The organism is Pseudomonas sp. CROZ-RG-20F-R04-15, from assembly GCF_022662375.1.
Lineage (GTDB): Bacteria > Pseudomonadota > Gammaproteobacteria > Pseudomonadales > Pseudomonadaceae > Aquipseudomonas.
This window is the reverse complement of sequence record NZ_JAKNQL010000011.1, coordinates 198746-225651: the sequence shown is the minus strand read 5'-3', so window position 1 is coordinate 225651 and position 26906 is coordinate 198746. Positions and strand designations below refer to the sequence as shown.

The 26906-nt window shown below is 58.2% G+C and carries 22 protein-coding genes; 6 read left to right on the top strand and 16 right to left on the bottom strand.

What is annotated here, in order from left to right:
- The 4 genes from L8H52_RS18260 to L8H52_RS18245 all read right to left on the bottom strand — a co-directional run.
- The coding region (locus L8H52_RS18260) for a hypothetical protein (protein ID WP_242207968.1) at positions 1–201 on the bottom strand (201 nt) is incomplete at its 3' end.
- 199 nt (positions 202–400) lie between these two features.
- On the bottom strand, positions 401–667 hold the full coding sequence (locus L8H52_RS18255; RefSeq protein ID WP_242207969.1) for a short-chain dehydrogenase: 267 nt from the start codon (positions 665–667) through the stop codon (positions 401–403).
- Entirely contained in the window at positions 664–939 is a 276-nt protein-coding gene (locus tag L8H52_RS18250) for a DUF3077 domain-containing protein (RefSeq protein WP_242207970.1), read from the bottom strand. The genes L8H52_RS18255 and L8H52_RS18250 overlap by 4 nt, the downstream gene beginning before the upstream one ends.
- Before the next feature lie 575 nt (positions 940–1514).
- On the bottom strand, positions 1515–4508 hold the full coding sequence (locus L8H52_RS18245; RefSeq protein ID WP_242207971.1) for a hypothetical protein: 2994 nt from the start codon (positions 4506–4508) through the stop codon (positions 1515–1517).
- Positions 4509–4703: 195 nt separating this feature from the next.
- Here L8H52_RS18245 and L8H52_RS18240 point away from each other — a divergent pair, with 195 nt between their 5' ends.
- A complete protein-coding gene (locus L8H52_RS18240; RefSeq protein WP_242207972.1) occupies positions 4704–5222 on the top strand; it encodes a GNAT family N-acetyltransferase in 519 nt (172 codons plus the stop codon).
- A gap of 1 nt (position 5223) precedes the next feature.
- Here the strand turns inward: L8H52_RS18240 and L8H52_RS18235 are convergent, their stop codons facing one another.
- The 5 genes from L8H52_RS18235 to L8H52_RS18215 form a co-directional block, all read right to left on the bottom strand.
- Complete coding sequence (locus L8H52_RS18235) at positions 5224–5916, bottom strand: aspartate/glutamate racemase family protein (RefSeq protein WP_242207973.1); 693 nt, start codon at positions 5914–5916, stop codon at positions 5224–5226.
- 116 nt (positions 5917–6032) lie between these two features.
- A complete protein-coding gene (locus tag L8H52_RS18230; RefSeq protein ID WP_242207974.1) occupies positions 6033–6485 on the bottom strand; it encodes a DUF2599 domain-containing protein in 453 nt (150 codons plus the stop codon).
- A complete protein-coding gene (locus L8H52_RS18225; RefSeq protein ID WP_242207975.1) occupies positions 6482–7411 on the bottom strand; it encodes a halovibrin HvnC in 930 nt (309 codons plus the stop codon). Before L8H52_RS18225 ends, L8H52_RS18230 begins: the two co-directional genes overlap by 4 nt.
- A gap of 79 nt (positions 7412–7490) precedes the next feature.
- A complete protein-coding gene (locus L8H52_RS18220; RefSeq protein WP_242207976.1) occupies positions 7491–8894 on the bottom strand; it encodes a hypothetical protein in 1404 nt (467 codons plus the stop codon).
- Between the two features lie 125 nt (positions 8895–9019).
- Positions 9020–9955: a halovibrin HvnC gene (locus tag L8H52_RS18215; protein ID WP_242207977.1), complete on the bottom strand. Its 936-nt coding sequence runs from the start codon at positions 9953–9955 to the stop codon at positions 9020–9022.
- 236 nt (positions 9956–10191) lie between these two features.
- Here L8H52_RS18215 and L8H52_RS18210 point away from each other — a divergent pair, with 236 nt between their 5' ends.
- Positions 10192–10683, top strand: coding sequence for a hypothetical protein (locus L8H52_RS18210; protein WP_242207978.1), 492 nt, complete (start codon positions 10192–10194; stop codon positions 10681–10683).
- A 416-nt stretch (positions 10684–11099) separates the two neighbouring features.
- Here the strand turns inward: L8H52_RS18210 and L8H52_RS18205 are convergent, their stop codons facing one another.
- Positions 11100–11318 (bottom strand): cbb3-type cytochrome c oxidase subunit 3, encoded by a 219-nt coding sequence (locus tag L8H52_RS18205; protein ID WP_242207979.1) that lies wholly within the window; start codon positions 11316–11318, stop codon positions 11100–11102.
- Positions 11319–11336: 18 nt separating this feature from the next.
- Positions 11337–12764, bottom strand: coding sequence for a cytochrome-c oxidase, cbb3-type subunit I (gene ccoN / locus L8H52_RS18200; protein WP_242207980.1), 1428 nt, complete (start codon positions 12762–12764; stop codon positions 11337–11339).
- 349 nt (positions 12765–13113) lie between these two features.
- Between ccoN and L8H52_RS18195 the strand changes: the two genes are divergently transcribed.
- The 3 genes from L8H52_RS18195 (at position 13114) to L8H52_RS18185 (ending at position 16379) form a co-directional block, all read left to right on the top strand.
- Positions 13114–14787, top strand: a complete 1674-nt coding sequence (locus tag L8H52_RS18195) for a nitrite/sulfite reductase (RefSeq protein ID WP_242207981.1) — start codon at positions 13114–13116, stop codon at positions 14785–14787.
- Complete coding sequence (locus tag L8H52_RS18190; RefSeq protein WP_242207982.1) at positions 14784–15263, top strand: DUF934 domain-containing protein; 480 nt, start codon at positions 14784–14786, stop codon at positions 15261–15263. Before L8H52_RS18195 ends, L8H52_RS18190 begins: the two co-directional genes overlap by 4 nt.
- Positions 15264–15404: 141 nt before the next feature.
- Positions 15405–16379: a hypothetical protein gene (locus tag L8H52_RS18185; RefSeq protein WP_242207983.1), complete on the top strand. Its 975-nt coding sequence runs from the start codon at positions 15405–15407 to the stop codon at positions 16377–16379.
- A gap of 214 nt (positions 16380–16593) precedes the next feature.
- Here the strand turns inward: L8H52_RS18185 and L8H52_RS18180 are convergent, their stop codons facing one another.
- The gene (locus L8H52_RS18180) at positions 16594–18954 is read right to left on the bottom strand and encodes a tetratricopeptide repeat protein (RefSeq protein ID WP_242207984.1); all 2361 of its coding nucleotides are present in this window, start codon (positions 18952–18954) and stop codon (positions 16594–16596) included.
- Positions 18955–19165: 211 nt separating this feature from the next.
- On the opposite strand from L8H52_RS18180, the gene L8H52_RS18175 reads away from it, so the two are divergent.
- Positions 19166–19840 carry a DUF3313 domain-containing protein gene (locus L8H52_RS18175; RefSeq protein WP_242207985.1) on the top strand — a complete coding sequence of 225 codons (675 nt, stop codon included), beginning with the start codon at positions 19166–19168 and terminating at the stop codon, positions 19838–19840.
- Between the two features lie 49 nt (positions 19841–19889).
- Here L8H52_RS18175 and L8H52_RS18170 read toward each other — a convergent pair whose 3' ends face one another.
- From L8H52_RS18170 to L8H52_RS18155, 4 genes are all read right to left on the bottom strand, one after another.
- A complete protein-coding gene (locus L8H52_RS18170) occupies positions 19890–20885 on the bottom strand; it encodes a DUF3829 domain-containing protein (RefSeq protein WP_242207986.1) in 996 nt (331 codons plus the stop codon).
- The gene (locus tag L8H52_RS18165) at positions 20882–22510 is read right to left on the bottom strand and encodes a J domain-containing protein (protein WP_242207987.1); all 1629 of its coding nucleotides are present in this window, start codon (positions 22508–22510) and stop codon (positions 20882–20884) included. The genes L8H52_RS18170 and L8H52_RS18165 overlap by 4 nt, the downstream gene beginning before the upstream one ends.
- A gap of 100 nt (positions 22511–22610) precedes the next feature.
- Entirely contained in the window at positions 22611–25115 is a 2505-nt protein-coding gene (locus tag L8H52_RS18160) for a fused MFS/spermidine synthase (protein WP_242207988.1), read from the bottom strand.
- A 188-nt stretch (positions 25116–25303) separates the two neighbouring features.
- Positions 25304–26884, bottom strand: coding sequence for an arylsulfatase (locus L8H52_RS18155; RefSeq protein ID WP_242207989.1), 1581 nt, complete (start codon positions 26882–26884; stop codon positions 25304–25306).
- Between the last annotated feature and the right edge of the window lie 22 nt (positions 26885–26906).

The following is a 26906-nucleotide window of genomic DNA, read 5'->3' as shown; positions in this document are numbered from 1 at the left end:
TAGTTTGACAACATCCAATGGCGCCCAAGTGCCCGCCAATGGAGGATCAATCAAAACCATGGCCCCTTCGCCATCGCTGACCAGATCAATGGCCACCTTTGGCACTCCCGCCATCGCACCGATGATGGAGTTGGTCTGGCCCTGCACCTTGGGTGGATAGAGCGTGAGGACGGTGTTGTCGGCGGTGGTGGATGTGGACATTTTGGGTGCTCCTGCATGGGTCGTAGCGACAGGAACGATGAAAGCGCGATTGACGGGAAAGCGCACCTGTCAGATCTGACAGGTGGCGACGAGTGGTAGAAAACTCGGGATTGAAAAGCAAAAGATCGCAGCCTTCGGCAACTCCTACAAGGATCGGGTAGGAACTGCCGAAGGCTGCGATCTTTTGATCTTGCGGCTATCAGACGCGTAAACGAATCTGCCGCCCCAACACATCCATCACATCACAACCATCACGCAGCAACATCGCCGCCACGTGCGCTAGTTGCTGCACGTCGGCGCCTTTGGCCGAGGAAATATCCAGGCTGGCGAGGCTTTCCATCATTTGCGTTACCGCGAGAAAGCGGCTGGCGGCGCTGCTGTGCAATACGTCTAGCGGCGCTTCAGTGGAAACGAGTAGAACCGGAATGCTGTCCTCGTTGTGCGTCATCGAAATCTGCGAGTTCATACGTCACCCCGGGCCTGCGCGGCGTGCACACGAGCGATGGCGGCCAGCATCAGTGCGCGGGCATTGGCAAGCATTTGCTGGCTGGCCCAGCGCATCGAGCTGCTGTGTTCCGGGCGAGCGACGCTAGGGGCTTGGTGGGCGAGGGTTTCGGCGCAGTTGAGGTAGACGGCCGCGTGTTCGAGGGCGTCGAGGAGGGAGATGTCGGGGCGGACGTTGAAAGGGTGGTGAGCGACTTGGTCGCAGGGAGTCGAGGTTGTGGTTGTGTGCTTCATAAGTGAGGTGTCTCTTTCAGAGTTAAAGAGAGCTGCCACTTGATCGCCGTCAAACGAATGGGTGGCAACTGTGCGCAGGTTGACGGACCGGTCCTCACAAACCCGGCGCATCCGAAGATGCCCCACGCACAGTCACCATATGCAATGACCGGGCACAAAAGTGCACGAGCAGAGAAAGGCTATGCGCGTAATGAGGAGTCCAGGCCGTCAAACCCGATCACGAATGAGTCGTGACAGGGCGCGAGGATAGGGAGTGAGGGCAAGTCAGTCAACCGCCGTATTCTTCCGGAGTTTGCCGGGATTTCTTGTAGGAGGAAGGCTACTCGCGATGACGATTGATGAGTTTCCAATGATGCCGAATATCGCAGCGTCCACGGCGACAAAATCATGAGGCGTCACCAATTGATGTTCCACCAGCCAGCGTGCTGCAACCGTTCGCCTGGGACGCAAACGCTGTTTTTTCAACCTTTCGGCCGGACAAGGCGCGTCGGTAAACTCCCTCAGATCCGCTACGACAGAAAAACGTAGTCGGCCCCATTAGTGCTCATAGTGGCGCCATTGAAATCATAGGCTGCTCATAATCTAAAAGTGAAGGTATCAAAATAAATAACATCATCAGTAACGCTATTGATGACTATCCTGTTTATTTCCTTGGATTCAAAAAACATTTTTAGTGGTTCTTGGTTTTCCGATGATGGTAATAGTGGTTTTTTACCTAGTTCTAAAGATGATGAGTAAAATATAACTTCTGCAGAGTTTCCATAGTTAACATCTACGTACCAGAACTCAATGCTGGAATAATTGGTTCTTAAGGTTATTTCAATTGTTCGGAGTTTGCCGTTCGAAATCAGAGTTTGCTTTTCTATTTTTCCTGGGTATGAGAAATTTGGTGGGCCGATTTGGATCCAGTTTGTATCAGAAACATTAGTAATAATCATACTGCCGATGTCTTTTGATCTTCCTGGTAAAATCGTTGAATTTGGCTGCGCATCAAAGTTTTCCCCGGTGGGAGCAAGTAGGGTAGTTAAGTTGCGCACATTCGAATGCACAGGAGTACTGTGATACAGAGATTTTGCGTACAGCCGATGTGCACCTTCCTTGACTTCGATATCAAGGTCCCATGTCTCTCTCATGCTATGTGCCGTCGCGATACCCATAGACTCCGCGTTCGGCTCTCTTCCATCAAATACTTCGACCTGCTGGCCTTGGCTGGCGGTACCTTTAAGTTTCAGTGTGGTGCTAAAGGTCGTTTCATCATCAGGCACCTCTATACCCTTATGATCCAATACATTGGTCAGTGTCGGATTCATGAGTTCGACCACCACAACATCATGTCGATCAGAGATCGCGCCATCCTTGCGTTTAGCGGCAAGGTTGTAAGTGTTCCCGGCAACCAGTCCGCTTAGCTGAGCTGTCCAAATACCTCGTGAGTCGACTGGGATTTCATCATCGGAAATCGTCTCGCTGCCATTGACCAGATCGATCTTTGTGCTTGGCGTGGCCGTCCCCGTTAGCGTGATGTCTGTTTCTACCGTCAGGCCGCCGTGGAGGATTTCTTCATTGCTGGAGGTGCCTTTGACCGATGTAATCGCGGGCACCACAACCTGCACCGCACTGACGGTATAGGTGCGCACCACGAACTGCTTAGCCAACCCCAGATCTTCGCTTTTACCAAACGCCACCCACATCTCCATGGTCAATGGCGTCCCATCCTTCAACCCTTTCAAATCCACATAAGGCGCGGTCGCTTCGAAGTAGCCATTCTTCACCCAGTCATCATTAACAAAGGCAAATGGCGCCGCCCAAATGTACTTTTCATAGGCCGAGCCATCGGCATTGGTGCCTTTGAACAACAGCCAGACAAACTGCCCCGCGATGTTTAAGGGAAACCCCGAGAACCACATTTTGCCTTCGGGCGTCAGGTCGCTCAGTCTCAGTTCCGCGCCTTCGCCAGCATCGGCGGCTTGCTTCAAACGAGGGGCGGGGAGAACGGACTGCGGCAGGTTTTGCACGTTGAGGGTCAGCGTCTCGGACGGTAAAGGAATGCCATCGCGGGTGATGCTGTAGCTGACCGTTATTTGGTCGCCCAGACAATACGCCATCAGCGCGGGTGCAATCGGGATGTTCAGACCGATTTCGCTGATCGGCCGAGGCGGGGTGGTGATCGAACCTTCCTCGTGCGTGCCCGGTTTGGCGGTCCAGCTCACACTGAGCAGGTCAGTGGGCCGCGTGGAACCTGGCGGCACGACGATGGTGAGTTGGGTCAGGGCGTCTAGTGGCGCCAATGTCGCTCCGTTGGCCTGCAGCACGCTGGGTGGTTTGAGTTCGAGGGCAGCACCGACGACCAGTGCGCTCGCGGTGTTGGATATACCCACCAGAGCACCGGGGGAACCGTCCGCGTTGTCGGGCTTTCTCAGTTCATAGAAAACATTGACCGTGCTGCCCGGGACGCTGACCTTGTGGTTCGGTACTTCGATAACGACGAGCTGTTTTTGCTCGAATTCGTCTTCCGTCACCGTGCTGCTTTGTTCATCAAACACATCGGGATGATCAGGGTGGGTAGCCGTGTAGAACGTGGTGACCTTGTAGCCGGTCACGAAGCGAGGGTCCATCGTGGCAACGACGATCAGCAGAGGTTTGTCCTTCAGTTTGCCAAGGTCGATCTCCGGTGTATCGCCCGGGTCATTCAGTTGTTCGCGCAGGACGGGTTTTGCAAGGCGGGTGCCGTCCAGATCCTCATCGACGAATTGCGGCTTGGACCACTGAGCATCGGGATCAGCCGAGTTGTTCAGTTGGTCGTAGACGGTAAACAGAAACGCCATCCGGTGGTCTTGTTGCTTGGCAAGTTCCAGAAAGGCCCGGTCTACGTCGAAGTAAAGGGTGGTCGGGGTTTCGGACCCGTGATCGGGCGGTTCAGGCGCTTCAGTGGGACCTACAGACACTTCCAGGATCTTGCCGTTGCACATGAAACTGATGCGGTCATACGCTCGGGCATAAGGATATTGCACAGCCACGCGTGCGGTGGTAAAGCCAGGGCCGACACCGTTTTTTATTTCATCGGGCAGCAATAATTTTAGTTTCGAGTGGCCGCCAGGTACGGTCAAATCATCCTTTATGCCGGGGCGGATGCGGTTGTAGATATAACTGAGCGGGAGAGAAGTACCGAGATTTTCGCTGTTACGCTCAATCGTATAGAACAGATAAACCACCACGTCAGTCAGGAACTGACTTTCCTTAATGTGCAGCTCGATCGTCGCATTGACATCGGCTTTGATCGTCGTGGCGTCCAAAAGCAATGGCGCTCTGGTCGAATCGGACAAGTCCGGCTCTGTGACCGCACCAACAAGCGCAGGATCAAGCGTTGCCCATAGCCTCACGTCGTCGTGTTCTTCCACCGTCCCGGCCAGCGGTGGATCAATCGAAACCCGAGCTCTTTTGAAAACCAGTTCGGGCGGATAGATAATCACCGCATGCAGCGGTACACCGATTTGCGCACCGACGATGTCTTTGGTCTGTAGATCTATTTTGGGGGGGGAAAGCTGCAGAACGGTGTTTCTACTGGAGTTCATGGTCAGGTTTCCTGCTGTTAGGCGGCAGGAACTATCAGAGCGCTTATCTGGAAAATGCGCACCTGTCAGATCTGACAGGTGCAAGCGGTTTTCCGATGAGCGGTCGCTCGGGCTTGCTTTCACAGTATTTGCGCTGGCCAGGCGGATCACGGTCGGTTTAGAGTGATCAGCCAACCCTGATCACGGATCGATCCCATGCCAGACCCCAACCCCGCCATCCACCTCGAACGCTTCAACGAATCCCACCTCGAAGGCATCACCGCGCTGTACAACGATCCGGCCGTGGCGCGGCAGGTGTTGCAGATGCCGTTTCAGTCCGTGGAAGTCTGGCGCCAGCGCCTGCTGGCGGACAACGAACGCGCGGTGAAACTGGTGGCGCTGCATCAAGGCGTGGTGATTGGCAATCTGGGGCTGGAGGCGTATTCGCGGATGCGTCGGGCGCACGCTGGCAGTTTCGGCATGGGCGTTGCGGTCGCGTGGCAGGGCAAAGGCGTGGGTTCGCAGCTGTTGGCGGCGGCGTTGGACGTCGCCGACAACTGGATGAATTTGCACCGTGTCGAACTCACGGTCTATGCCGATAACGAAGCGGCCATCGGCCTCTACCGCAAGTTCGGTTTCGAGGACGAAGGCCTGTTTCGCGATTACGCAGTGCGTGACGGGCAGTGGGTCGACACCCTGAGCATGGCCCGTCTGCGCAATCGGCGGAAAACCTGACTCAATCGCCCAGCGCGAACGCCACCGCCGACTGTGCATGCAGTTCGGTGGTGTCGAGCAGGGGCAGGGTGCTGTGTTCGGGTTTGATCAACATGCCGATTTCGGTGCAACCGAGAATGATCGCCTGTGCGCCCCGTGCGGTGAGGGATTCGATCACCCGTTGATAGATTTGCCGCGATGCCTCGCTGATCACGCCGACGCAGAGTTCGTCGTAGATGATCCGGTGCACGTCCTTGCGCTCGGCTTCGTCTGGCACCAACACGGTCAAACCCTTGGCGACCAGGCGTTGCTTGAGAAAGTCCTGTTCCATCGTGAATGCCGTGCCGAGCAACCCCACTGTGCGTGCGTCGATTGCCAGCGCAGCGTGTGCGGCCGGTTCGGCGATGTGCAGGAACGGAATGCTGATCGCTGCCTGAATCTGCTCGGCAACCTTGTGCATGGTGTTGGTACACAGCACCACGCATTCCGCGCCGCCGGCTTCGAGCCTGCGCGCGGCGTCCACCAGAATCGCTGCCGCATCGTCCCAGCGCCCGGCGTGCTGGGCCTGTTCGACAGGGCCGAAGTCGACGCTGAACATCAGCAATTGCGCCGAGCGCAACGGGCCGAGACGATCACGGACTTGCTGATTGATGAGTCGATAGTATTCGGCGCTGGATTCCCAGCTCATGCCGCCGATCAGGCCGATGGTGCGCATTGAAGTTCCTCGGGCAGGGGCCGGATCAATAGATCCTGACATGCCCGAAGTTTCCTGTGGTTCTCGGCCAGACGCCAGTGCCCAATGAACTGTATCGCTCATCTTTCACGCAAGTGTCACGGTGCCTTTTCAGGCAACGGTACGACGTGATTGCAGCCAGCCTCCAGTGTCTTGGCATACCCCACGTCCGGACGCCAGGGTTCGAGGTTCCACTGCGGTTTGTCCCGTGCAATTGCCATATGGCAAATCAACTGATGGCGCATGCCGTGGGTGTTTCCCCAGTAGCGACCGTTCGAGTAGTCGCGCGAAAGTTCATCCCAGATGAACGGTGTGCCTGACTCCTGAGTTCTTCTCGCACACTTCGTCGGGGTAATGGAGAGCACCCATTGATAGTCCCGATATATCCAGTACGCGCTTTCTATGTATTTGTTACAGCGCTCGACAATCACGATGACGCTTTCACCGTCAACCGCAGTGGGTGCATCGACAGCTTGAACAACAGGCGTTGCGAGTCCCCACCCGGTCAGCGCCAATGCCTGTAACAGAGAGGCGGTCCTTAGCAGTTTCATCGAGTAACCTCCTGGTCAGCGGCCACGTAGGTGAACGTCGCCGTTCCTGTCGCACTGTTGGCCGGTACCATTCGAATGATTGGCACCATTCTTTTCGGGTTGGTCGAGTTGTAAAAGTCTCGCTGGTTGTACTTGGCATCGGCCAGTGGCTTGGGGTCAGTTCCTCCGGAAACGTAGAAAAACGCCAGAATCGGAAAGGTGTTGGCCTTGCCTGCAGGCCAGGTTTTGATGATGACTTCGTTGTGTTCGTTGAAACCTGTAGCTCCCAACATCGCTTTGGCGCGCAACGACTGATAGAACGCGGGCGCGGCCAGGGTATTGCGTTCGTCTCGTACGTCAAAGCCGCATTGCTGGAGGTTTTTGTTCACGGTTGCCCTGTCCCAGGCTGCTTTGAATTGCTCCGCAGTGAGTACATTCGCGTTGTGGCAGTAGCCGCTTTCAGGGTGTGCAGGGGTGGGAATGCACACGCCATTTTTACCGCGATGCCAGCCCCATGAGTCCATTGGGTAAGAGCACAGTACTTGCAGTTGATCGGTATTGGCGGGTCGTTCCAGGACGGGGTAAAGGATGTAGCCATTGCCGTAACCCCAAGCCAGTCGGCCGAAGTTGGTATCGGCCCGGAGATAGGAAAACGAAATACCGCCACTTGTTACGGAAATGGGACTGGGTTCCCAGACTTTGTAAGTATTGTTCGGGTCTTTGACCGTGACTCGGATCATCACCCCCGAGCACAGGAACGAAGGCTGAGAGTCCACTTTGTTGCAGTTGGGAAACTTGCGAGCGTAAAGCTCAGTGAGATAAGAAGCCGTTGCGGGACCGTCTAACGCCAGAGTTCCGTTGATGTTTATGGCAGCGGGCGGTGGAGACGGGGTGTGTGAACAGCCGAACAGAAGTGCAACAAGCAGTAATCCGATTATTTTATGCATGACTGTCTCCGTGTCTTTGTTAAAGACAACTTGGTGGAGCTGCTTTTGATAGTGAGGCTTGCGTTGATTTCGAGATCGCTTAAAGCGTCAGCCTCAAGCACCACGAAAAGATCAGTGGCTCACTGGCCCCGGTGCGGTTCAACGTGTAATTGAAGATTACGGAGCGTCCGCGGTTTTCGGCGATCCAGGCGGATGGGATGGGGATATTGGTATATGACGGTTCGACGATATTGATCTCGTCGCCATAGCGAACAAAGACGCCATGCAACGCCATGCGTACCGTGTAGAGCCCAACAATGCCTTGGTCCGGGTAGTAAACCCTCAGATTGTTCATGTCCTTATTGATGGTGGGCTGGCCTAGCACGTATTTTTGCTGGGTGACCGTCAGATCCAGATCACGAGAGGGAATGTCTACAGTTGTGTCGGGTTTTCTGACGGTATAACTCACCTCGCCACGACTGCCGCCGATGATGTCGATGACCTCCAGGCGTGGAATCCGGAAGCGCAACGTTTGCCCGGCTGTTGTGACGGTCTGGATCTCAGGGAAATAGGTGAAGTTACGGCCCAACCATTTAACTCTAACCGTCTGACGTGGTTGTGAACCGATGTAGTTGACTTCAACCGTGGCAAACTCGGCGGTGTAAAAATCCTTTTCGAAATTCAGCACCGTGCCGCCGGCTTCCCTGGCCTCGAGTACTTTCGGTTTGAGCAGATCCAGTTCCGGCTCCGGTTCTTCGCGTATATGCACATCAACCGGGGTGACCTTTGACCAGAAAGCCTGTGGACCCGCTGCGTTACCGAGTTGGTCGGTGACTCTGAAACGCAGGGCAAATTTCGGGTTGTCTTGCCAGAAATCGCTGGCGACCAATGTCATCACCACACGGCCCGCAGATGCTTGTGCGGCGGTTACCGTATGCGCTCTATCACGACCGTCACGAGAGACTGTGATGACGTCCTTTTCCCGCATGAAAACGTAGTTCAGCGTGACCAATACACCTTTGGCTGCTCGTTCGGCATTTACCCCGTCGGCAATGACGTCGGCCGGCAGCGTCATCATCAGATTCGGGTTGTCCCCATTGCCCGCGACGTCTCCACCAGGGCGTGGGGTGTTGTAGAGGACTTTCAGCGGCTCCGATGTTGCGGGAAGGGGTTGACCGATCCGGATTACTTGAAGACGCAGTAAATTGATGCCGTCGGGAAGATATGCTGCGGGCAAATCCAGTGTGAACCGTTTGTTCTCTTCGCCTGGCTGAATGATCTTGTGAACGACCGAGGTTTCCGAGTCGTTAAGCAATACATGGGCCGCGTCAAAGGGACTCTGATTCAACCATGGGTCTATGAGCAACTGGATGTGTCCATTGCTGACCAGTGAGAGTGGTATTCCACCGTGGGGACTTTCTGCGTGGTCCACGGGTGAAACCCAGCCCGGAATCTGTACCGGGTCAATATCCAGCGTGTGAGCAATATCGGTTCGAGTGTGCATTATGTACGTCCCATGGCTTGCAACAGACGTCTATATCTAAAACCTGCTGCCTGAGTTATTTGACCTGGTCGGCCGCGGTGTAGATGAACTGCGCGTCGGCGGTAACTGTTCGCTTTGACCGGGATTCAAGGCTTGACCAGTTGATCGGACTCGACGTACTGGAACGTGGCCTCGCTGGTGGGGGTCGAGGGAGGAAACAAACGGATGACCGGCACCCAGATTCTTCGGGTGGTGGAATTGTAGAAATCCTGCTGGTTGCCTTGGGCTTCCGGCAGGCCGGCATTGCTGCCACCGGCGATAAAGAAGAACGCCATGAGCGGTAGGGTGTCTTGCAGATTTTGTGGCCATGTCTTGACCACGACTTCATTCTGTTCAGTGAAATGCGTGGGGTTCTGACTCAACATTCCACGCGCTCTTACCGACTGGTAGAACGGCACTGCGGCCGGCTTGCCGGTCGCCTCTGAAACATCGAAGCCGCATTGGCGAATGTGGTGGCTGTTGGGGGAGTTGTCCCAGACGTTTTTCCACTGTTCGGCGGTGGACACTCCTGAACTCTGGCAACGCTGGCTGGTGGTAGGGTATGAGGCGTGATGACCGCAAGGTGTGGTGCGGTTCCAGGTCCAGCCATCGATTGGAAATGAACACAACACATCGAGATCGACCTTGTCTTGCGGGGCGCCGAAAATCGGGTACAGCATGAATCCGTTGCCATGGCCCCAGGCCAGTCGACCGTATTTGGAGTCTGCTCTCAGGTAAGAGAAGTAGACTCCACCATTCTTGACGGACGTCGGGCTGGGGTTCCAGACGTGATGAGTCTCGCCTGGCTGTTTATCAGTGACTCGAAGAATTATCCCCGAACACAGGAAGGCGGGCTGGTTGGCTGATTCATGGCAGTTCTGAAATTTCGAGTTATAAAGGGTATTCAACCACTCGACGACTTGCGGTCCGGTCAGGGCGCTATTTGCATTACTGCTGGTAACTGGCTGGTTCTGTGGCGGTGTAGTCGTGTGAGCACAGCCAAGCAGCAATGCGATTGAAACTGAAAGAAATAAAATTTTCATTTTGCTGCTCCCTGCGTTTCGGCCGTTTGTCGTCTCTGCTGCACTTCACCTCGCTGATGAATTAAACGCTAACTTAGCAGGCCGGCGCACTGTCAGAACTGACAGGTATTTTCGCTTATTTTAACCGTCTGTCGGTTAAAGGGCTCGATAAAGGAGGACGGGATGATGACTTAAACGTACGTAGGCCGGTCGATCTGCCACTATCCGTACTCATAGGCCAATCGAGGAGCTTGCTCATGAACGACATACAGCAACTGGGCGAAATGCTTCGTCACTACGCCGAGAGTGAAGCGCACAAGAAACAACTGTTCGAGACGCAGTCGGCGACATGGGCCACACGGATTACCGCGCTGTTCGGCGATATTCAGCAATGGCTGGAACCGGTGCAGGCACCGAGTCTGCTGGAGGTGAGTCGTGAGGCTTATGTTGCGTTCGGGCCGAGCACGCCGGTGGAAACTTCGACCTTCAAAACAGAAAAGCTGAGCATTGTGATTGCCGGCAAACCGGTGGAGTTCGTGCCGGATGTGATGGGCAGCGCGGGGCAGATCTCGCTTGCGGTTATGGGGCTGACGGCGGCGCGCTATGGCAGCATTTCGTTGGTTGGCCTGCCAAATGGCGAGTGGCAGTGGCGCAAGACCAATGGACTGAAGGATCCGGATACGTTTGTCTTCGACGCCAACTTCCTCGCCCAGCAGTTGCAGAGTTTGATCCCGCGCGAGCGCGGTTAAGATCAAAGGCTAACCCCCTCACCCCAGCCCTCTCCCCCAAGGGGGCGAGGGGAAAGGGAGCCGATTGGGGGATGGCCAAAACCTGAGTTCGACTGAATATTTCAGGTCGGTGTACCCGAAAACATACCTTGGTCAGTTCGCTCTCTCCCAAGGGGGCGAGGGGGGAAAGGGAGCAGACCGAGTGCTGTTCAAAACCTGAGTTCATCTTGATATTTCAGGTCGACGTAACCCGAACAAACGACTCGATCAATTCCCTCTCCCTCCGCGGGCGAGGGGGAAAGGGAGCCGATCTCCATTGGTTTTGAGATTGCATTCACCTTGGATATTTCAGGTCGACGTAACTCGAACAATCAACTCGGTCAGTTCCCTCTCCCTCTGGGAGAGGGCTAGGGTGAGGGCAACCCACCTGACACCCCTCACATCTCCAGATTGACCCACCCCGGCTTCGCCACCTCCGGCGCCACCGCGTTCACGGTTTTACCAGTGGCCAGCTCAACCCGTCGCGCCACCTCGGGGTCATCGGCAAACGGCACCATGCTTGCCTCATCCAGACTCTCTGCTGTCTCCCGCCGCAAGCAGTACTCCACCGCCAGCCACAGAAACACCACCCCCAGCACATTGAAGAAAATATCCATCACGTTCGGCTCCCTGCCTCAGGCGATCTGCGCTTCACGGTGGGCCATTGCCACGTCCGCCACTCGAACCGTACGCCACACGTTGTAAGCCATCAGCAACATGCCGGTAAGAAAGAACACCCCGCCGGCAAAACGTACGATGAACCCCGGGTGACTGGCCTGCAGCGCTTCGACAAACGAATAGGTCAGCGTGCCGTCCTCGTTGATCGCCCGCCACATCAGGCCCTGGGTGATGCCGTTGACCCACATCGAGGCGATGTACAACACCGTGCCAATCGTGGCCAGCCAGAAGTGCAGGTTGATCAGCGGCGTGCTGTACATCTGCTCGCGGCCAAACACTTTCGGCACCATGTGATAGGTCGCGCCGAAGGTGATCATCGCCACCCAGCCCAACGCCCCGGCGTGTACATGGCCGATGGTCCAGTCGGTGTAGTGGGAGAGGGCATTGACCGTTTTGATCGCCATCATCGGCCCCTCAAAGGTCGACATGCCGTAGAACGCCAGCGACAGCACGAGAAAGCGCAGAATCGGGTCGGTGCGCAACTTATGCCAGGCGCCGGACAAGGTCATCATGCCGTTGATCATCCCGCCCCAGCTCGGCGCCAGCAGGATCAACGACATGGCCATGCCCAGTGACTGCGCCCAGTCCGGCAGCGCGGTGTAGTGCAAATGGTGCGGGCCGGCCCAGATGTACAGGGTGATCAGCGCCCAGAAATGCACGATCGACAGGCGATACGAATACACCGGGCGATTGACCTGTTTCGGCACGAAGTAATACATCATCCCGAGGAACCCGGTGGTCAGGAAGAAGCCCACCGCGTTGTGCCCATACCACCACTGCACCATCGCGTCGGTGGCGCCGGAGTACACCGGATAGGATTTGAACCAGTCCACCGGAATCGACAGGTGATTGACCACGTGCAACATGGCGATCACCAGAATGAACGCGCCGAAAAACCAGTTGCCGACGTAGATGTGCTTGGTCTTGCGTTGCACCACGGTGGTGAAGAACACCACGGCGTAGGCCACCCAAACGACGGCCATCCACACCGCGCCGGAGAATTCGATTTCGGCGTATTCCTTGGTGGTGGTGTAGCCCATCGGCAGGGTGATCAGCATGATCACGATCACCGATTGCCAGCCCCAGAAAGTGAACGCCGCGAGTTTGTCTGAATACAGCCGCACCTGGCAGGTCCGCTGCACCGCGTAATAACTGGCGGCAAATTGCGCGCTGCCGGCGAAACCGAAAATCACCAGGCTGGTGTGCAGCGGGCGCAAGCGGCCGAAGGTGGTCCACGGCAGGTCGAGGTTCATCTCTGGCCAGACCAGTTGCGAGGCGATCAACACGCCCATCGCCATGCCCACCACACCCCAGAAAATGGTCGCAATGACGAATTGGCGGACGACCTTGTAGTTATAAGCCTGTCCGATTGTTGCTGTACTCATGGTCAGTTCATCCACGGTTGCAAAGTCTTGCCAGGCCACCCGGTCTGGCATGAGCTGCACTGTAGAAACCCCGTCAGAAACAAAACAGGCTCAGGAATTGATCATTTGTGCGGATCAGATGGAGGTGCTGACTGCGGCGTTCTGCCGCGCCCTGATACGGTTTTTATCGCCTCAGGTGAATCTGTAACGTGCTGCGCTGCATCGTCATAGTGCTCTGAAGAAAACTGTAGGAGTGAGCCTGCTCGCGATAGCGGTGTGTCAGTCAACATCTCAGTTGCCTGACACACCGCTATCGCGAGCAGGCTCACTCCTACAGGAATTGTGTGCGTCCTGATGAGGTGGCAGTGGCATGTATCAATACGATGATTACGACCGGGCGCTGGTGTTCGAGCGCGTCGCGCAGTTTCGCGATCAGGTCGAGCGCTTCATGGCCGGGGAACTGAGCGAAGAGGAATTTCTGCCGCTGCGTCTGCAAAACGGCCTGTACATGCAAAAGCACGCCTACATGCTGCGCGTGGCGATTCCCTACGGCACGCTGAGCGCCGAGCAGATGCGCACGCTGGCGAGCATCGCCAGCGACTACGATCGCGGTTATGGCCACTTCACCACGCGACAGAACATGCAGTTCAACTGGATCGAACTGAGCGACGTGCCGGACATCCTCGAACGTCTGGCGCAGGTCAACATGCATGCGATCCAGACCTCCGGCAACTGCGTGCGCAACATCACCACCGAGGCGTTCGCCGGGGTCGCGGCGGACGAACTGATCGACCCGCGCCCGTTGGCCGAAATCCTGCGGCAGTGGTCGACGATCAACCCGGAATTCCTCTTCCTACCGCGCAAATTCAAGATCGCCATCTGCTCGGCGAAGCAGGATCGCGCGGCGATCATGATGCATGACATCGGCCTGTATCTTTATCCCGGTCGCGACGGGCAGATGCTCCTGCGAGTGATCGTCGGCGGTGGTCTGGGGCGCACGCCGATTCTCGGTTTGCAGATCCGTGAAGGCTTGCCGTGGCAACATTTGCTGTCCTACGTCGAAGCGGTTTTGCGCGTGTACAACCGGCACGGCCGGCGCGATAACAAGTACAAGGCGCGGATCAAGATTCTGGTCAAGGCACTGGGTATCGAGGCGTTTGCCAAGGAAGTCGAAGAGGAATGGCAGCACCTCAAGGACGGCCCGGCGCAACTGACCGAGGCCGAATTTCAGCGGGTCGCCAGTGCCTTCGTGCCGCCGGTTTATCACACCTTGGCCGACACCGATCTGGACTTCGGCACGCGTCTGGCGGAAAGCCCGGCGTTCGCCCGTTGGGTTGCGCGCAACGTGCAGCCGCACAAGGTGCCGGGTTACACCAGCGTGGTGCTGTCGACCAAACCGGGCATGGCTTCGCCGCCGGGAGATGTGACCGGTGTGCAGATGCTGGCGGTGGCCGACTGGTCGCAGCGTTTCGGGTTTGGCGAGATTCGTATCGCCCATGAGCAGAACATCGTCCTGCCCGACGTGGCGAAAAACGACCTTTACGCGCTGTGGCAACTGGCGTGCAAACACGATCTGGGCAGCGCCAACGTTGGCTTGCTCACTGACATCATTGCCTGCCCGGGTGGCGATTTCTGCGCGTTGGCCAACGCCAAATCGATCCCGATCGCCCAGGCGATTCAGGCGCGCTTCGACAACCTCGATTACCTGCATGATCTGGGCGATATCAGCCTGAATATCTCCGGCTGCATGAACGCTTGCGGCCATCACCACATCGGCAATATCGGCATTCTGGGCGTCGATAAGAACGGCAGCGAGTGGTATCAGATCACCCTCGGCGGCGCCCAAGGCAAACACAGCGCGCTGGGCAAAGTCATCGGCCCGTCGTTCAGCGCCGCTGAAGTGCCGCAGGTGATCGAGCGGATCATCGGCACCTTCGTGCGCTATCGCGAGCACGAGGAATTGTTCGTCGACACCGTGGCGCGCATTGGCCTGGAGCCGTTCAGGGAACGGGTCTATCCGAAGACCCTGGAGGCCACGGCATGAACAATCTGTTGCGGCTGGAGCAGGGCGTGGCGCGGATAGTCGCGGATGACCCATGGACGCTGCTGCGTGAGCCTTCGACGCCGAGGCCTGACGGGTTGTTGATGCTGCCGCTGGCGCATTGGCTGCAATCGCCGTCGACTCATGCCGTGTGGCTCGGCCCGGATGATGAGGTCGAAAGTCTGGTGCCGTGGCTGAGCTCGTTGCCGCTGATTGCGCTGGATTTTCCGAGTTTTCGCGACGGCCGTGCATATAGCCAGGCTTATCTGCTGCGCAGTCGGTTCGGCTGGGCAGGTGAGTTGCGTGCGATTGGCGATGTATTGCGTGATCAGCTCAGCCATATGCGCCAGTGCGGGTTCGACAGTTTTGCGGTACGTGAGGACAAATCTGCCGAGGATGCGTTGAAAGGATTGGCCGGGATGAGCGTGTTGTATGGGCGTTCGGTGATCGAGCCACGCCCGTTGTTCCGTCGGCGCTAACCCTTTGCCCGGGCAGGGGAAACCCCTAGAAACCTGATGAATCGGGCATTTTCCCTTGGGTCGATGGTGGCCTTTTGGTAGAGTCGCCGTCGCCAGCGGGTTTTCGGCTGGACGATGGAACCGAAGAAGGGAGTCTGATCAGTGAGTCCGGGCAAAAAAATCCTCGGTCTCACAGCGTTGCTTTTGATGGTGACGCTGTGGGCCAGTTACTTTTACGTATTCAAGGAAAACCGCAGCGGCCAGCTCGGCGGTGTCGGCGAAAGCACCGCGTGGTGCGGCACGCCACCGTCCACGGAAGCGGCGTTGCTGGGCAAGGACCAACTGACCTTGCGCGTCACCAACAACCTGCGCGGCGAGTTCATGCTCAGTGGCTCATTGGTGGTTTCGGAACGCACTTTCAACCGCTATGACCTCGGTCGCAACGAACTGCGTTTGCGTCTGGAACCATTGCAGTGGTCCTACGGCGTCACGCCGATCTTCCTTGAACAGGTCAAGGTGCAACCGCTGAGCCGCAACCTCTCGGCCACCAACAAAAGCGCCTACGCCGAACTTGAACCACGGCCGATCGGCGTGCAGGGTCAGGTCACTGAATTCCCTTTCGACACCTACCGCTACGGCTACAAACCGGTGCTCTATTACCTCAAGGGCAGCGAGCGCATCGACCTGCGTTTCAAGAACATCACCACGCTGATGGAGATGTCCAACACCTTCACACCGATCCAGAAGTACAACCGCGTTGACTACATCAACGAGAACAACTCGATGATCCGCGACGAGGACTACAAGGCTTACGGCCCGCACGAATGTGCGTTCAGCGTCGAGCGTAAAGGCTCGTTCAAGGTTGTGGTGTTGTTGCTGCTGTTGGTGCTGTGCCTGCCGTTGCTGCTGGTGTTTTACCGTAATGAACCGGGGATCGACTTCCTTGCCACGCTGTTGGGCGCCGCGATTGTGCGGGTGCTGCTGATCGGGCCGGTGCAGGATTTCCAGCTGTACAACATCGACTTCCTGTTGGGCGCGGCGATTTTGCTGGTGGGCACGGTGTCGTTGATCAAGGCGATGCACATCAACAGCCGGCGGGAGATGGCGTTGCGCAGTGGCGAGACTTCGTCCTGGTAATTGGGTGAACGCTTAGAAGCCCCTCACCCTAACCCTCTCCCGGAGGGAGAGGGGACTGAATGGGGGATATTTGAGAGATAAACCGACCTGAACGATTGGCTTTGAATCCATATTCGGCTCTATTTTTCAGGTCGATGTATCTCGCCAGGCAACTCGGTCGGTCCCCTCTACCTCTGGGAGAGGGCTAGGGTGAGGGCCAACGATCTCCAGCCAATCACTTAAGCGCCGGATCCCCCATATTCATCTTCTTCCACCCCTGCAACAGCACCTGCGCCTTGGGCTCCTGCCCGCTGTCGAGATACCACTGAATCAGCGACAACCGCGCATTACGGTTCGCCGGTTGAGACTTGAGCAAACCTTCCAGCACCGCGCAGGCCTCATCGACCTTGCCGCTTTCATGCAGTGCCACCGCCAGTACATAACCGTATTGCGCGTTCTGCGGCTCCAGTTGCGCGGCTTTCTTCAGCGGTGACATGGCGTCGGCGGCCTTGCCGGCACGGATCAGCGACAGGCCCCGGGTGTGCTGCAACAGCGCCGCGTCCGGATGCTGCTTGAGGCTGTCATCCAACAGCGTCTGCGCTTCCTGACCACGGCCATTGGCTTCCAGCCATTGCACCAGCGTCACCAGCGCCGGATAAAAATCCGGGTCGCGCTTGAGTGCTGAACGCAACAGACCTTCAACTTCCGCGCCACGGCCACTGGCCTGATACAGCATCGCCAGATTCAGATTGGCCTCGGCACGTTCCAGCAGGCTCTTCTGCACCGCTTCGTACTCGGCAATCGCGGCTTCCCAGTTGGCTTGCGCAGAACCGAGACCGCCATTGCGCGCAACACTCAGCAGATCCCGTGCGGCAACGATGCGCACGGCTTTCACCGGGTCGCCCAGCAACGGCGCCAACAACGGCGCACGCTCCGCTGGCGGCAGGAATGCGCTGATCGCCCGCACGGCACTTTCACGCACTTGCGGCGCCGGATTCTTCAGATCCTGTGTCGCCAGTTTCAACGCCTGTTCGCTCGGATACAGCGGCAGTTCCGCGAGCAATGTCGCGCGTTGAATCGCCGGCAGATTGCTGCGCTGCAACTGCTCATACAGTGCATCAGCGGCGCCCGGCTGGCCGTTGCGGATCAGCCACAGACTTTCGTCATAACGCGGTGCCTGCGCCGCGGTGGACGCGCTCCACAACTTGAACTGCGCGGTGACCTTGTCGCCAGCCTTGCCCTGATGGCAGGTCAGGCACGCATCCGGCGTGCCGAGCTTCTGCGCCCGTTCGGGGTTGGGAATGCTGAAGCTGTGGTCATGCCGGAAATCGTTGCCCATGTAGAACTTGCCGGGCATGTGACAATCGACGCACTGCGAACCGGGCTGGCCCATGGTGTGGCGCGTGTGCTCGACGGAATCGTAGTTCTTCGCTTGCAAGCCTTGACCGTCGACACCTTCAACCGACGTCTTGCCAGCAGTGTTGTGGCATTGCAGGCACACCGCGTTGCCCGGTGCCTTCAGTTCGGTGCTGTGCGGGTTGTGGCAGTTGCTGCACCGCACGCCCTTGTCGAACATTTTGCTCTGCAGGAACGAGCCGTGTTCGAACACCTCATCCTTGATCTTGCCGTCCAGCGCATAGAGTTCGCGGGTGAGGGGGCTTGGCAGGTAATCGTCCATCAAGCGCTTGCCGACGGTGTAGCCATCGCCCAGCGGCGCACGCCGCGCGTGGCAACGGGCGCAGGTTTCGATCTCGACGGTAGCGTTCTTGTCCTTGAGATCGACGTCGAAACCCTGATGGATCAGATCGGTTTTTTTCTGCGTCCACTCCACGTGATTCGAGGCCGGACCGTGGCACGCCTGGCAGCCGACACCGAGGCTGTTCCAGTGACTGTTGAAGGTGTTGCTCGCCGCATCGAAGTTGCGCTTGAACCCGGTGGTGTGGCACTCGACGCACATGAAGTTGGCGTTCTGGCTCGGCTTGCTCCAGTGCAGCGGATTCTTGAAGTTCACGCCCTGACCGGGGTAAAGGTGAAACCAGCGATGTTTCTCGGTATCCCACGCCACGCCGAGCGCTTGCAACCGGCCTTCGCCAACCTCGATCAGATACTGCTGCAGCGGTGCGATGCCGAAGGTGTAGGCGACTTTGAAATCAGCATTCTTGCCAACGATGCCGGGCGTATTGACCCAGAACTCATCGCCCTTGCGCGAGAAGCGTGTGGTCTCGTTTTCGGCTTTGAAGGTGATGTTGTTGAAATCGCCGAGCATCGTTTCAGCGTTCGCCGGTTGCATCGCCAATTGGTGATGCGAGCCTTGCCAGTCCTTGACCTGTTCGGTGTGGCAGCCTTGGCATTGCTGTTCATCGACCATCGTCGCCGGTTTGCTTGCGAGCACGGCTTGCGGCTTGGCAGGGGCGGTAACGGGGGCGCTGACCGGCGCAGGTTTCACCGGCACCGCAGCAGGGCTGAACAGAAACCAGCCGATCCCCGCCACGGCGGCCAGCAGCACGCCAATGGTGATCGGGAACAGATATTTTGAGGGTGACGATTGAGTCGAATCAGGGTCAGGCTGTGCGGTTTTATTTTTATGCTTGGGCATTGCGACTTCCGTAGTCCAGGTGCATTTGCCGTCTGGCGTGCGTTCAAGCTCGATGCAGCTTTGCCGGATGACCGGCGTCTGTCAAATGACGGTTGTGATCCGCCACGCAGCCTTGCGTGAATATTGTGCTGTGCAATCGCAATTACTGAGGTTTTAGCTATACCTGTAACTCCCCCGGCAAAGTTTTTGGCCTTCTGACAGGAGTTACAGCATGAAGCTAGCAGTGATGATGGGCACGCTGTGCATTGCCACCGTGGCGATGGTGGGTTGTTCCAGCAAAACCGTCGACCCGAAAGAGTACTCCGGCTTCCTCAAAGACTACAGCCAGCTCAAGGAGGCCAAATCGCCGTCCGGTGCCGAGGTGATGCGCTGGATGGACCCGAAATTCGACATCAACAAATTCACTAGCGTCTACATCGAACCGAGCCAGCTCTATCCCAAGCCGCAACCGACCGCAAAGATCCCGCAACAGACCCTCAATGGCATCACCAGCTACTACGATCAGGCGCTCAAGCGCGAAATCGGCAAGTCGTTGCCACTGGCTACAGGCCCAGGCCCTGGCGTGATTGTGGTGCGCCCGGCGATCACCGCCGTGAGCAGCAAGACCGAGGGCCTGCACGCCTATGAAGTGATCCCGATTGCGCTGGTCGCTGCCGCCGTCAGCACTGCCAGCGGTATCCGCGATCAGGAAACCACGCTGGCGACCGAAGCGGTATTCATCGATGGCGCCAGTAACAAGGTGGTGGCTCAGGTGGTGCGCAAAGGCACCGGCAAGCCGCTGGAAAATGACTCGCAGGTGATGAAGGCCGATGACGTGAAAAAAGTCATCGATGGCTGGGCGGACGACATGCATCAGATGTATCTGAAGCTCAAGGCCGGCAAATAAGCGCACCCGGCCGGATGATCCAGCAGGATTGTCCGGCCTGCGTGCCCCTTCAGAAATCGGCGCGCGCCCGGCGGTTGTAGTGGCTGAGCAGGGCGTCGTAACCGCGAGTGACGGCGTAGTAGTCGTCGCTCAAGCGTTGCGGTTCGGCGTGGTTCTGCCAGTCCTTGTGCAGGGTGTTCAGCGCGTCGAGATATTTTTGCGCGGGCTCGTTGATATGTCGCCACAGGTCACGCGCGTCATCGTCCTTGTTCCGGAATCCAGGCTCGCGCGGGCCGATGAAAGGCTCGCGGCGATCCCACGCCTGTTGCAGGTCGGCGGTGGTCTCGGCTACGGCTTGTGGCGTCAGGGTGCGGTGTTTCATCCCGTCTTCGAGCAGATCCAGCGTCTCGCGGGCCTGAATCATGTAGGTCAGCAGGGACCAGTGGATATCCTTACCCACCCGCGCTTCGAGTAATTTGAGTTGCTCGGGTCGCTGCGCCACATCCAATGGCAGCAGTTCCTCTCGCAAGGCTGTCGATGCGTTGATGTAGGCATTCCTGGCGGTCTGAATTTGCGCCAGAAGTCGCGGTGTCTGGTTGAACGGTATAACAAAGAAACTCGCACTTTTATCGAGTCGAGTCGGTGGCGAAATCACCGATGCCCACTTCAGTGCTTGCGCGTAGTCGCGGACTTTCTGCGACAGCGCTGGCTGGTAGGCCAGCAGCTCGAGCTTTTCGTTGATATCCCGCAGGCAGGTATCCTCCTGGATGTCACGCACAGTGAATGCATCACTGTTATCGAAATCCCGTGGCTCTGAAAAACGTCTTCCGAACGCATCAGTCATTGGTCGCGAATGTTCGTCTACGTCGTAGGCGTTGAGCCAATGCACATCAACGCGGTTGACGCAGGCGATGATTGGGCTCAGCGCGTTGGCTTGGGCCGTCACCGGTGCTTCGCGCTGATCAAGCCACAGGTCGAGTTTCACAAACGGGCGGGTTGCGCTCGACAAACCGAGCACCACCAGAACGACTACCAAGCCGCTGACAAACACGAATCTCGACGTCATGGCCGTGCCTCCGCCGGATACCATTGTTCTGGGGTGGGCGGAGCGCCGCAATCGAAAGAACTCGCCGGCAACCGGCTACAAAAACGCTCGGCCCAGGGTTGCAGGCCTTGATTGCGATTGACCGTGCCTTGGCCGGCGGTCACTTTGAACACGCCCAGTACCAGCACCAGGGTGACTACCCCGAGTAGCGCCAGGCCGATTTTCACTGGCAGGTTGGTCTTTTCCCAGGACGTGTGTGGCTTGACCTGACGGCGACGAATCAAACCCACGCTGGCCAGCGTGGCCGCATAGACGACGCCGGCGATGGGGCCGAAAAACCAGCTGAGCCCGGCCACCATCAATGCGCACGGAATCAGATCGCGCAGTACGCCGAACGGCGCAGCTTCCTTGGCGAAACCCGGCCACAGCCGCGCGCTGAAGCGGTCATCCAGCAGCCAATGGGTGTGCGCCAGTTCGTGTGTCAGCCAATTAATGCCCGCAGCGATCACGCCAAACACGATCGTTGAGGTCATGACGATATTGATAAGCCCGGTGACGCGCAGCCCCAACGGGATGAAATGAGTAAACGCACCGATCAGACAGGCCAGCACCACGCCAACGTACGTCGGCCATTCGCCACGGCTCAGCTCCCAGTCGCGCCAGAAAAACGCAGTGCCACCGGGCATCTCTGCGCAGACCTTTGGATGATTGGCATACAGCGCTGAACTCAACTGCCGGCATTGCGCCCAATCCTTCTCGCGCAAGCGCCGGGCCATGGCTCGGCGCTGACTGAACGGGCCAGTGCCGAGTAACAGGTGTGCGGCGCGATGTTCGGCAGTGGCGGGCGGCTCTTGAGCGAGCTGACGCTGATGCGCGATAAACAGCGGGGCTTCATGGCGCGCAACCAGACGCTTCCATTCATCTTTCGGGCAGCGGTTGGCCGGGCCGGATTGCCAACCCTGGCCCGCACAAACCTGCTCGAAAACAGTAGAGGACCAATATTCGCTGTCCAGCAGCAATCGACTCAGCAACTGATTGAACCACTGCCGATGGACTTCAGCGTCAAGCCACAGGCATTGGCCGCACTGCGCGTAGGCCTGCAAAAAGGCTGCACTGTCCTTACATTTGAGTGCTTCACGCAGCGATCGAGTAATGCGTTCGCGCTGCTGATCGAGCAACAACTCGATCGACTCTTCATCCAGTTCAAGCCGTTGCCAGGCACTGAACCAGTGATAGGTCTGCACCGCCCAATCGACCATCGGCGCCGATGTTTCCGGGTGCTCGATGCAATGCTGCAGCAGGGTTTCTTCGAGGATATGCGCGCAACCCTGTTCAACGGCGAGGGCATGGCGCTGCTGTAACTGCGCAAGGCAGGTGCCGTGCAGCGAGCGCGTCGCCTGTTGCAAGGCATCGACCTCGACTACCGTCAGGCCGGTCAAATCCCAGCTGTCGTCTTTGCTATCTGTGTCTTCGTTGGCCTGCGCCCATTCCTTGTAATTCAGGGCTTGCTCATAAGCGTCACGCAGGCGCTGGAAGCCCTCGGCGTCTTCGTCCGGACGGGTCTGTTTGAGCAGGGCAGCGTATTGGCGTTTGATACTGCGCGTATCGGCGTCGGCCGTAAGGCCAAGGACGGTCCAGCAACTCATTGCGTGTACAACTCCATGAAAACCTGCGACGCGGTCCAGTGATGGCACTTTGATTTTGCGCACCCTACCTGTTTCGCGTCGAAAAGTCCTCAGCCGCAGTTCATTTGCCGACGAACCAGCGGAAATACGGGTTGCCGCCATCGCCGCGCATCACTTCGCCGATGTCCCGCGCCCAGGCATCGCGGTCGCCGTCATAGGCATGCAGGCTGGCGCGATAGAACTGCATCAGGCGCTGGCGATGGCTGTCCATGCGCTCGTTGAAGCCGGCATCGGCATTGACCAATGGCGGCGCCTGATACAGGTCCAACAGTGCCGGCAACACCCGCGTGATTTCCTTGCTGCGCACCCACGGCGCATATTCGATACGCGGTTGATCGTCGGTCACCGCAGGTGCATCGGCGGCAAAGCGCTCAAGCCCGGCGCGATCGGTGACCCAGGTCGCGAGCAGGGCGGCGGCGGAACCGATGCCGACATCCTGCAAGGTGCTGCGTACGCTGTCCTGCTGGAATCGTGCGGTGATTTTTGCCGCGTCCAGCTCCATCGGCTGCAGCGAACCGACCAGCAACATCTCGTGGAACTCGCTGGTCCACAGCGAGGCGTACGGGAACACGTCAAGGAAACTGCGCACCAGCGATCGCGAGTCATCGATGTTCTGCGTCGGCAACGGCAGCCACTGGGCGATGATGCCTTGGTCCTCCAGGCGACTCGCCGCCAACTGGTAGAAGTCCCGTGAATACAGATTGACCACACCGGCAGCCGAGGGCGGCGGCGGTTCGAGGGTGATCAGGTCGTAGGTTTGCGCGCTGCGCAGCAGTTCCTGACGGCCGTCACGCAAACGCACATCGACGCCGGGATCGCTAGCGGCGTTGAAGTTGCCCTTGAACAGTGGCGCGGCTTTGACCACCGACGGCAGCAGCTCGGCGACCACTCGATGTTCCAGTCCGGGATACCGCAGCATGGCGCCGGCGGTGATGCCCGTGCCGAAACCGATCACCAGCGTCGAGCGTGGCTCGCCGTTGTGGATCAGCAGCGGCAGCAAGGCTTGCACGCGCATGTAGCGCAGTGAGGGCATGGCATCACCGGTGTTCGACACGCCTTGAATATACAAGCGGTGGAAGGTGTTTTCGCCGCGACCTTGAGCAACCACGGCGACCGTGCCGCCCCGGCCTTCTTCATAGAACACCAGGCTGCCGTTGCGCGCACCGGGCAGCAGGCTGGCGAGTTTGTCGACCGGGGTGAACACGGCAAAAGCAATCGAGACCAGACCGAGGGCGACCACGGCCTGACGCCGGCCTTTCTTGACGTGATGACCTTTGCGCACGGCGAAATAGCCGATGCCGGCGGCGATAATCGCCAGCAGGCCCAAGGTGCGCACCAGCCCCAATAGCGGGATCAGCAGAAAGCCGCACAGCATCACCCCGACAATCCCGCCGAGCGTGTTGAACGCCACCACGGCGCCGACATCCCGGCCGACGCGCTCATGGCCAACACTCAAGCGCAAGGCCAGCGGAAACGCCGCGCCGAGCAGCAGCGTCGGCACAAACACAATGCTCAACGCTGCCACCGCGAAGCGTGCGCTCATGCCGGCCAGTTCACTGGCGCCCAGACTCAACAGCCACATTTCCGCCTGACTTTGCGCGATCACCAGCCAGCGCCCGAGCACGGCGATTTCCAGCAGCGCGATCAACCCGGCGCCGGCAATCAGCAAGCCGAACACGCCCCACGGATCGCGGATCCGTTCGACCCGCCGGGCGAGCAGGGCGCTGCCGATAAACAGCCCGGTCAGATACGTCGCCAGCACCACGGCAAACGCGTAGGTGCGCGTGCTCATGAACTGCACGATCGATTGCGACCAGACCACCTCATAACCGAGTGCCACGCCACCGGCGATGGAATACAGCCATAGCGCGCTGCGATCCGGAGCTTTTTCAGCGTGATGTTTAGTGACGGTTGCCACTGGCGCCGGATGCTGTCGGGCCAGCCATAACGCACCGATGGCGGCCAGCAGATTGAGCATCGCCGCGAACAACGCGCTGCCACGGACGCCGAGGCTGGCGATCAACACAAACGCGGCGAGCAGGGTGCCGACAATCGCCCCCAAGGTATTGGCCGCATACAACTGACCGCCAGCCTTGCCCGGATCGGCGGCAAGCGAACGCACCAGCACCGGCAGGGTGCCGCCCATCAACACCGCCGGCAGGCCGACCAATGCGAACGGCAATATCCACGCGAGCAGGCCGACATGCTCTTGCAGCCAGGCAAACGGACTGGCCGCCAGGCTCATGGCCACGGTCGCGCCGACGCCGAGAATCGCCACCAGCACTTCCAGCCCGGCATACAGCAGAACCGGCTGCTGCACACGGTCTGCCCAACGCCCGAACAGCCAGCCACCGATCGCCAGGCCTGCGAAAAACGCGCTGATACCGGTGGTGATCGCGTAGACCTCGACGCCGACCACCAGCGACAGCTGCTTGATCCACAGCACTTGATAGACCAACGCCGCGGCACCGGAAATGCACAGCAGCAGGGCGGGGATGAGCAGGGCCGGGGAGGTGGTGTGCGAAGCGGGTATGGCCGATGGCTTGCTGGCGATACGTGAGGACATGCGAAGGCCTTAATTCAAGAGTCACTGTGACGGTACTGGCCCCTTCGCGAGCAGGCTCGCTCCCACATTGGACTTGTGTACGCCACAATCCCCTGTGGGAGCGAGCCTGCTCGCGAAGAAGCCGACACGGTCCCAAGTCAAAAAAACAGGGCCGTCCGCCGGTGAGGGCGAACGGCAGTCCAGCGGTCTTACTGTGCAGCTTTCATTTTTTCAGCGACTTTCGCGTCTACCGCAGCACGGATCTGGTCGATGCTGAAGCTGGCCGGTTTCTGGCTAGGTGGGTACTCGATGAAGGTCTGCAGGAACGCCGCCGACTTCATCACCGCCATTTCGGTCAGATAAACGTTTTTGGTGGTCCAGTCGTAGTACTGATCGGAAACGATGTCAGCACGTTCATACGGGTCCATGCGCAGGTTGAATATTTTCGGTACGCGCAGACACACGAACGGTTCGCTCCAGACCTTGAAACCACCCGGTGCACGTTGTTCGCAGAACACCGCTTTCCAGTTGCCGTAGCGCATCGACACCAGTACGCCGTCATCGTTGAAGTAATAGAACTCGTTGCGTTCACTCTTCGGCTGCTGACCGGTCAGGTACGGCAGTTGGTTGTAACCGTCCAGGTGCACCTTGAAGTTGGTGCCGCCGGCAACCGGCGCCCAGCCTTTTAGCAACTTGTCTTTCACACCCGTATCACCAGCAGCGGCAAGCAGTGTCGGGAACCAGTCAAGCCCGGAAAAAAGTTCGTTGGAAACTTCTCCCGGTTTGATCTTGCCCGGCCAGCGCACTAGTGCCGGCACCCGGTATGCGCCTTCCCAGTTGGAGTTCTTCTCGTTACGGAACGGCGTGGTTGCCGCGTCCGGCCAGGAGAACTGGTTCGGGCCGTTATCGGTGGTGTAGACGACGATGGTGTTGTCGGTGATTTTCAGGTCATCGAGGGTTTTCAGCAGTTTGCCGACGTCGCCATCGTGCTCGAGCATGCCGTCCGCGTATTCGTTGCCGGGCATGCCACTCTGACCCTTCATCGAATCACGTACGTGGGTGTACATGTGCATGCGCGTGGTGTTCATCCACACGAAGAACGGTTTGTCCGCCTTGGCCTGTTTCTCGATGAACGCCTGTGCCGCTGCCGTGGTTTCGTCGTCGATGGTTTCCATGCGCTTGGTGGTCAGCGCGCCGGTGTCTTCGATCTTGCCGTCTGCGAAGCTGTGGATCACGCCACGCGGGGAAACAGCCTTGACGAACTCGGCGTCATCTTTTGGCCAGTACGGACGCTCCGGCTCTTCTTCGGCATTGAGGTGATACAGGTTGCCGAAGAACTCGTCGAAACCGTGGTTGGTCGGCAGGTATTCGTCCTTGTCGCCCAAGTGGTTCTTGCCGAACTGGCCGGTCGCATAACCCTGCGACTTGAGCGCCTGAGCAATGGTGATGTCGCGTTTTTGCAGGCCCACCGGTGCCCCGGGAATACCGACTTTCGACAAGCCGGTACGCAACGGCGTCTGGCCGGTGATGAACGACGATCGTCCAGCCGTGCAGCTGTTCTCCGCATAGTAATCGGTGAACATCATGCCTTCTTTGGCGATGCGGTCGATGTTCGGGGTCTTGTAGCCAACCACCCCCATCGAATAGGCACTGATATTGGTCTGGCCGATGTCATCGCCGAAGATCACCAGAATGTTGGGTTTTTCAGCTGCTGTAGCCGTTGCCGACAGCGCCATGACCGAAGTCGCCACTAAGGCGAGTTTCGGTAGCCACTTGCGTATGCGAGTCATCTGACTTGCTCCTTTTCGCGGG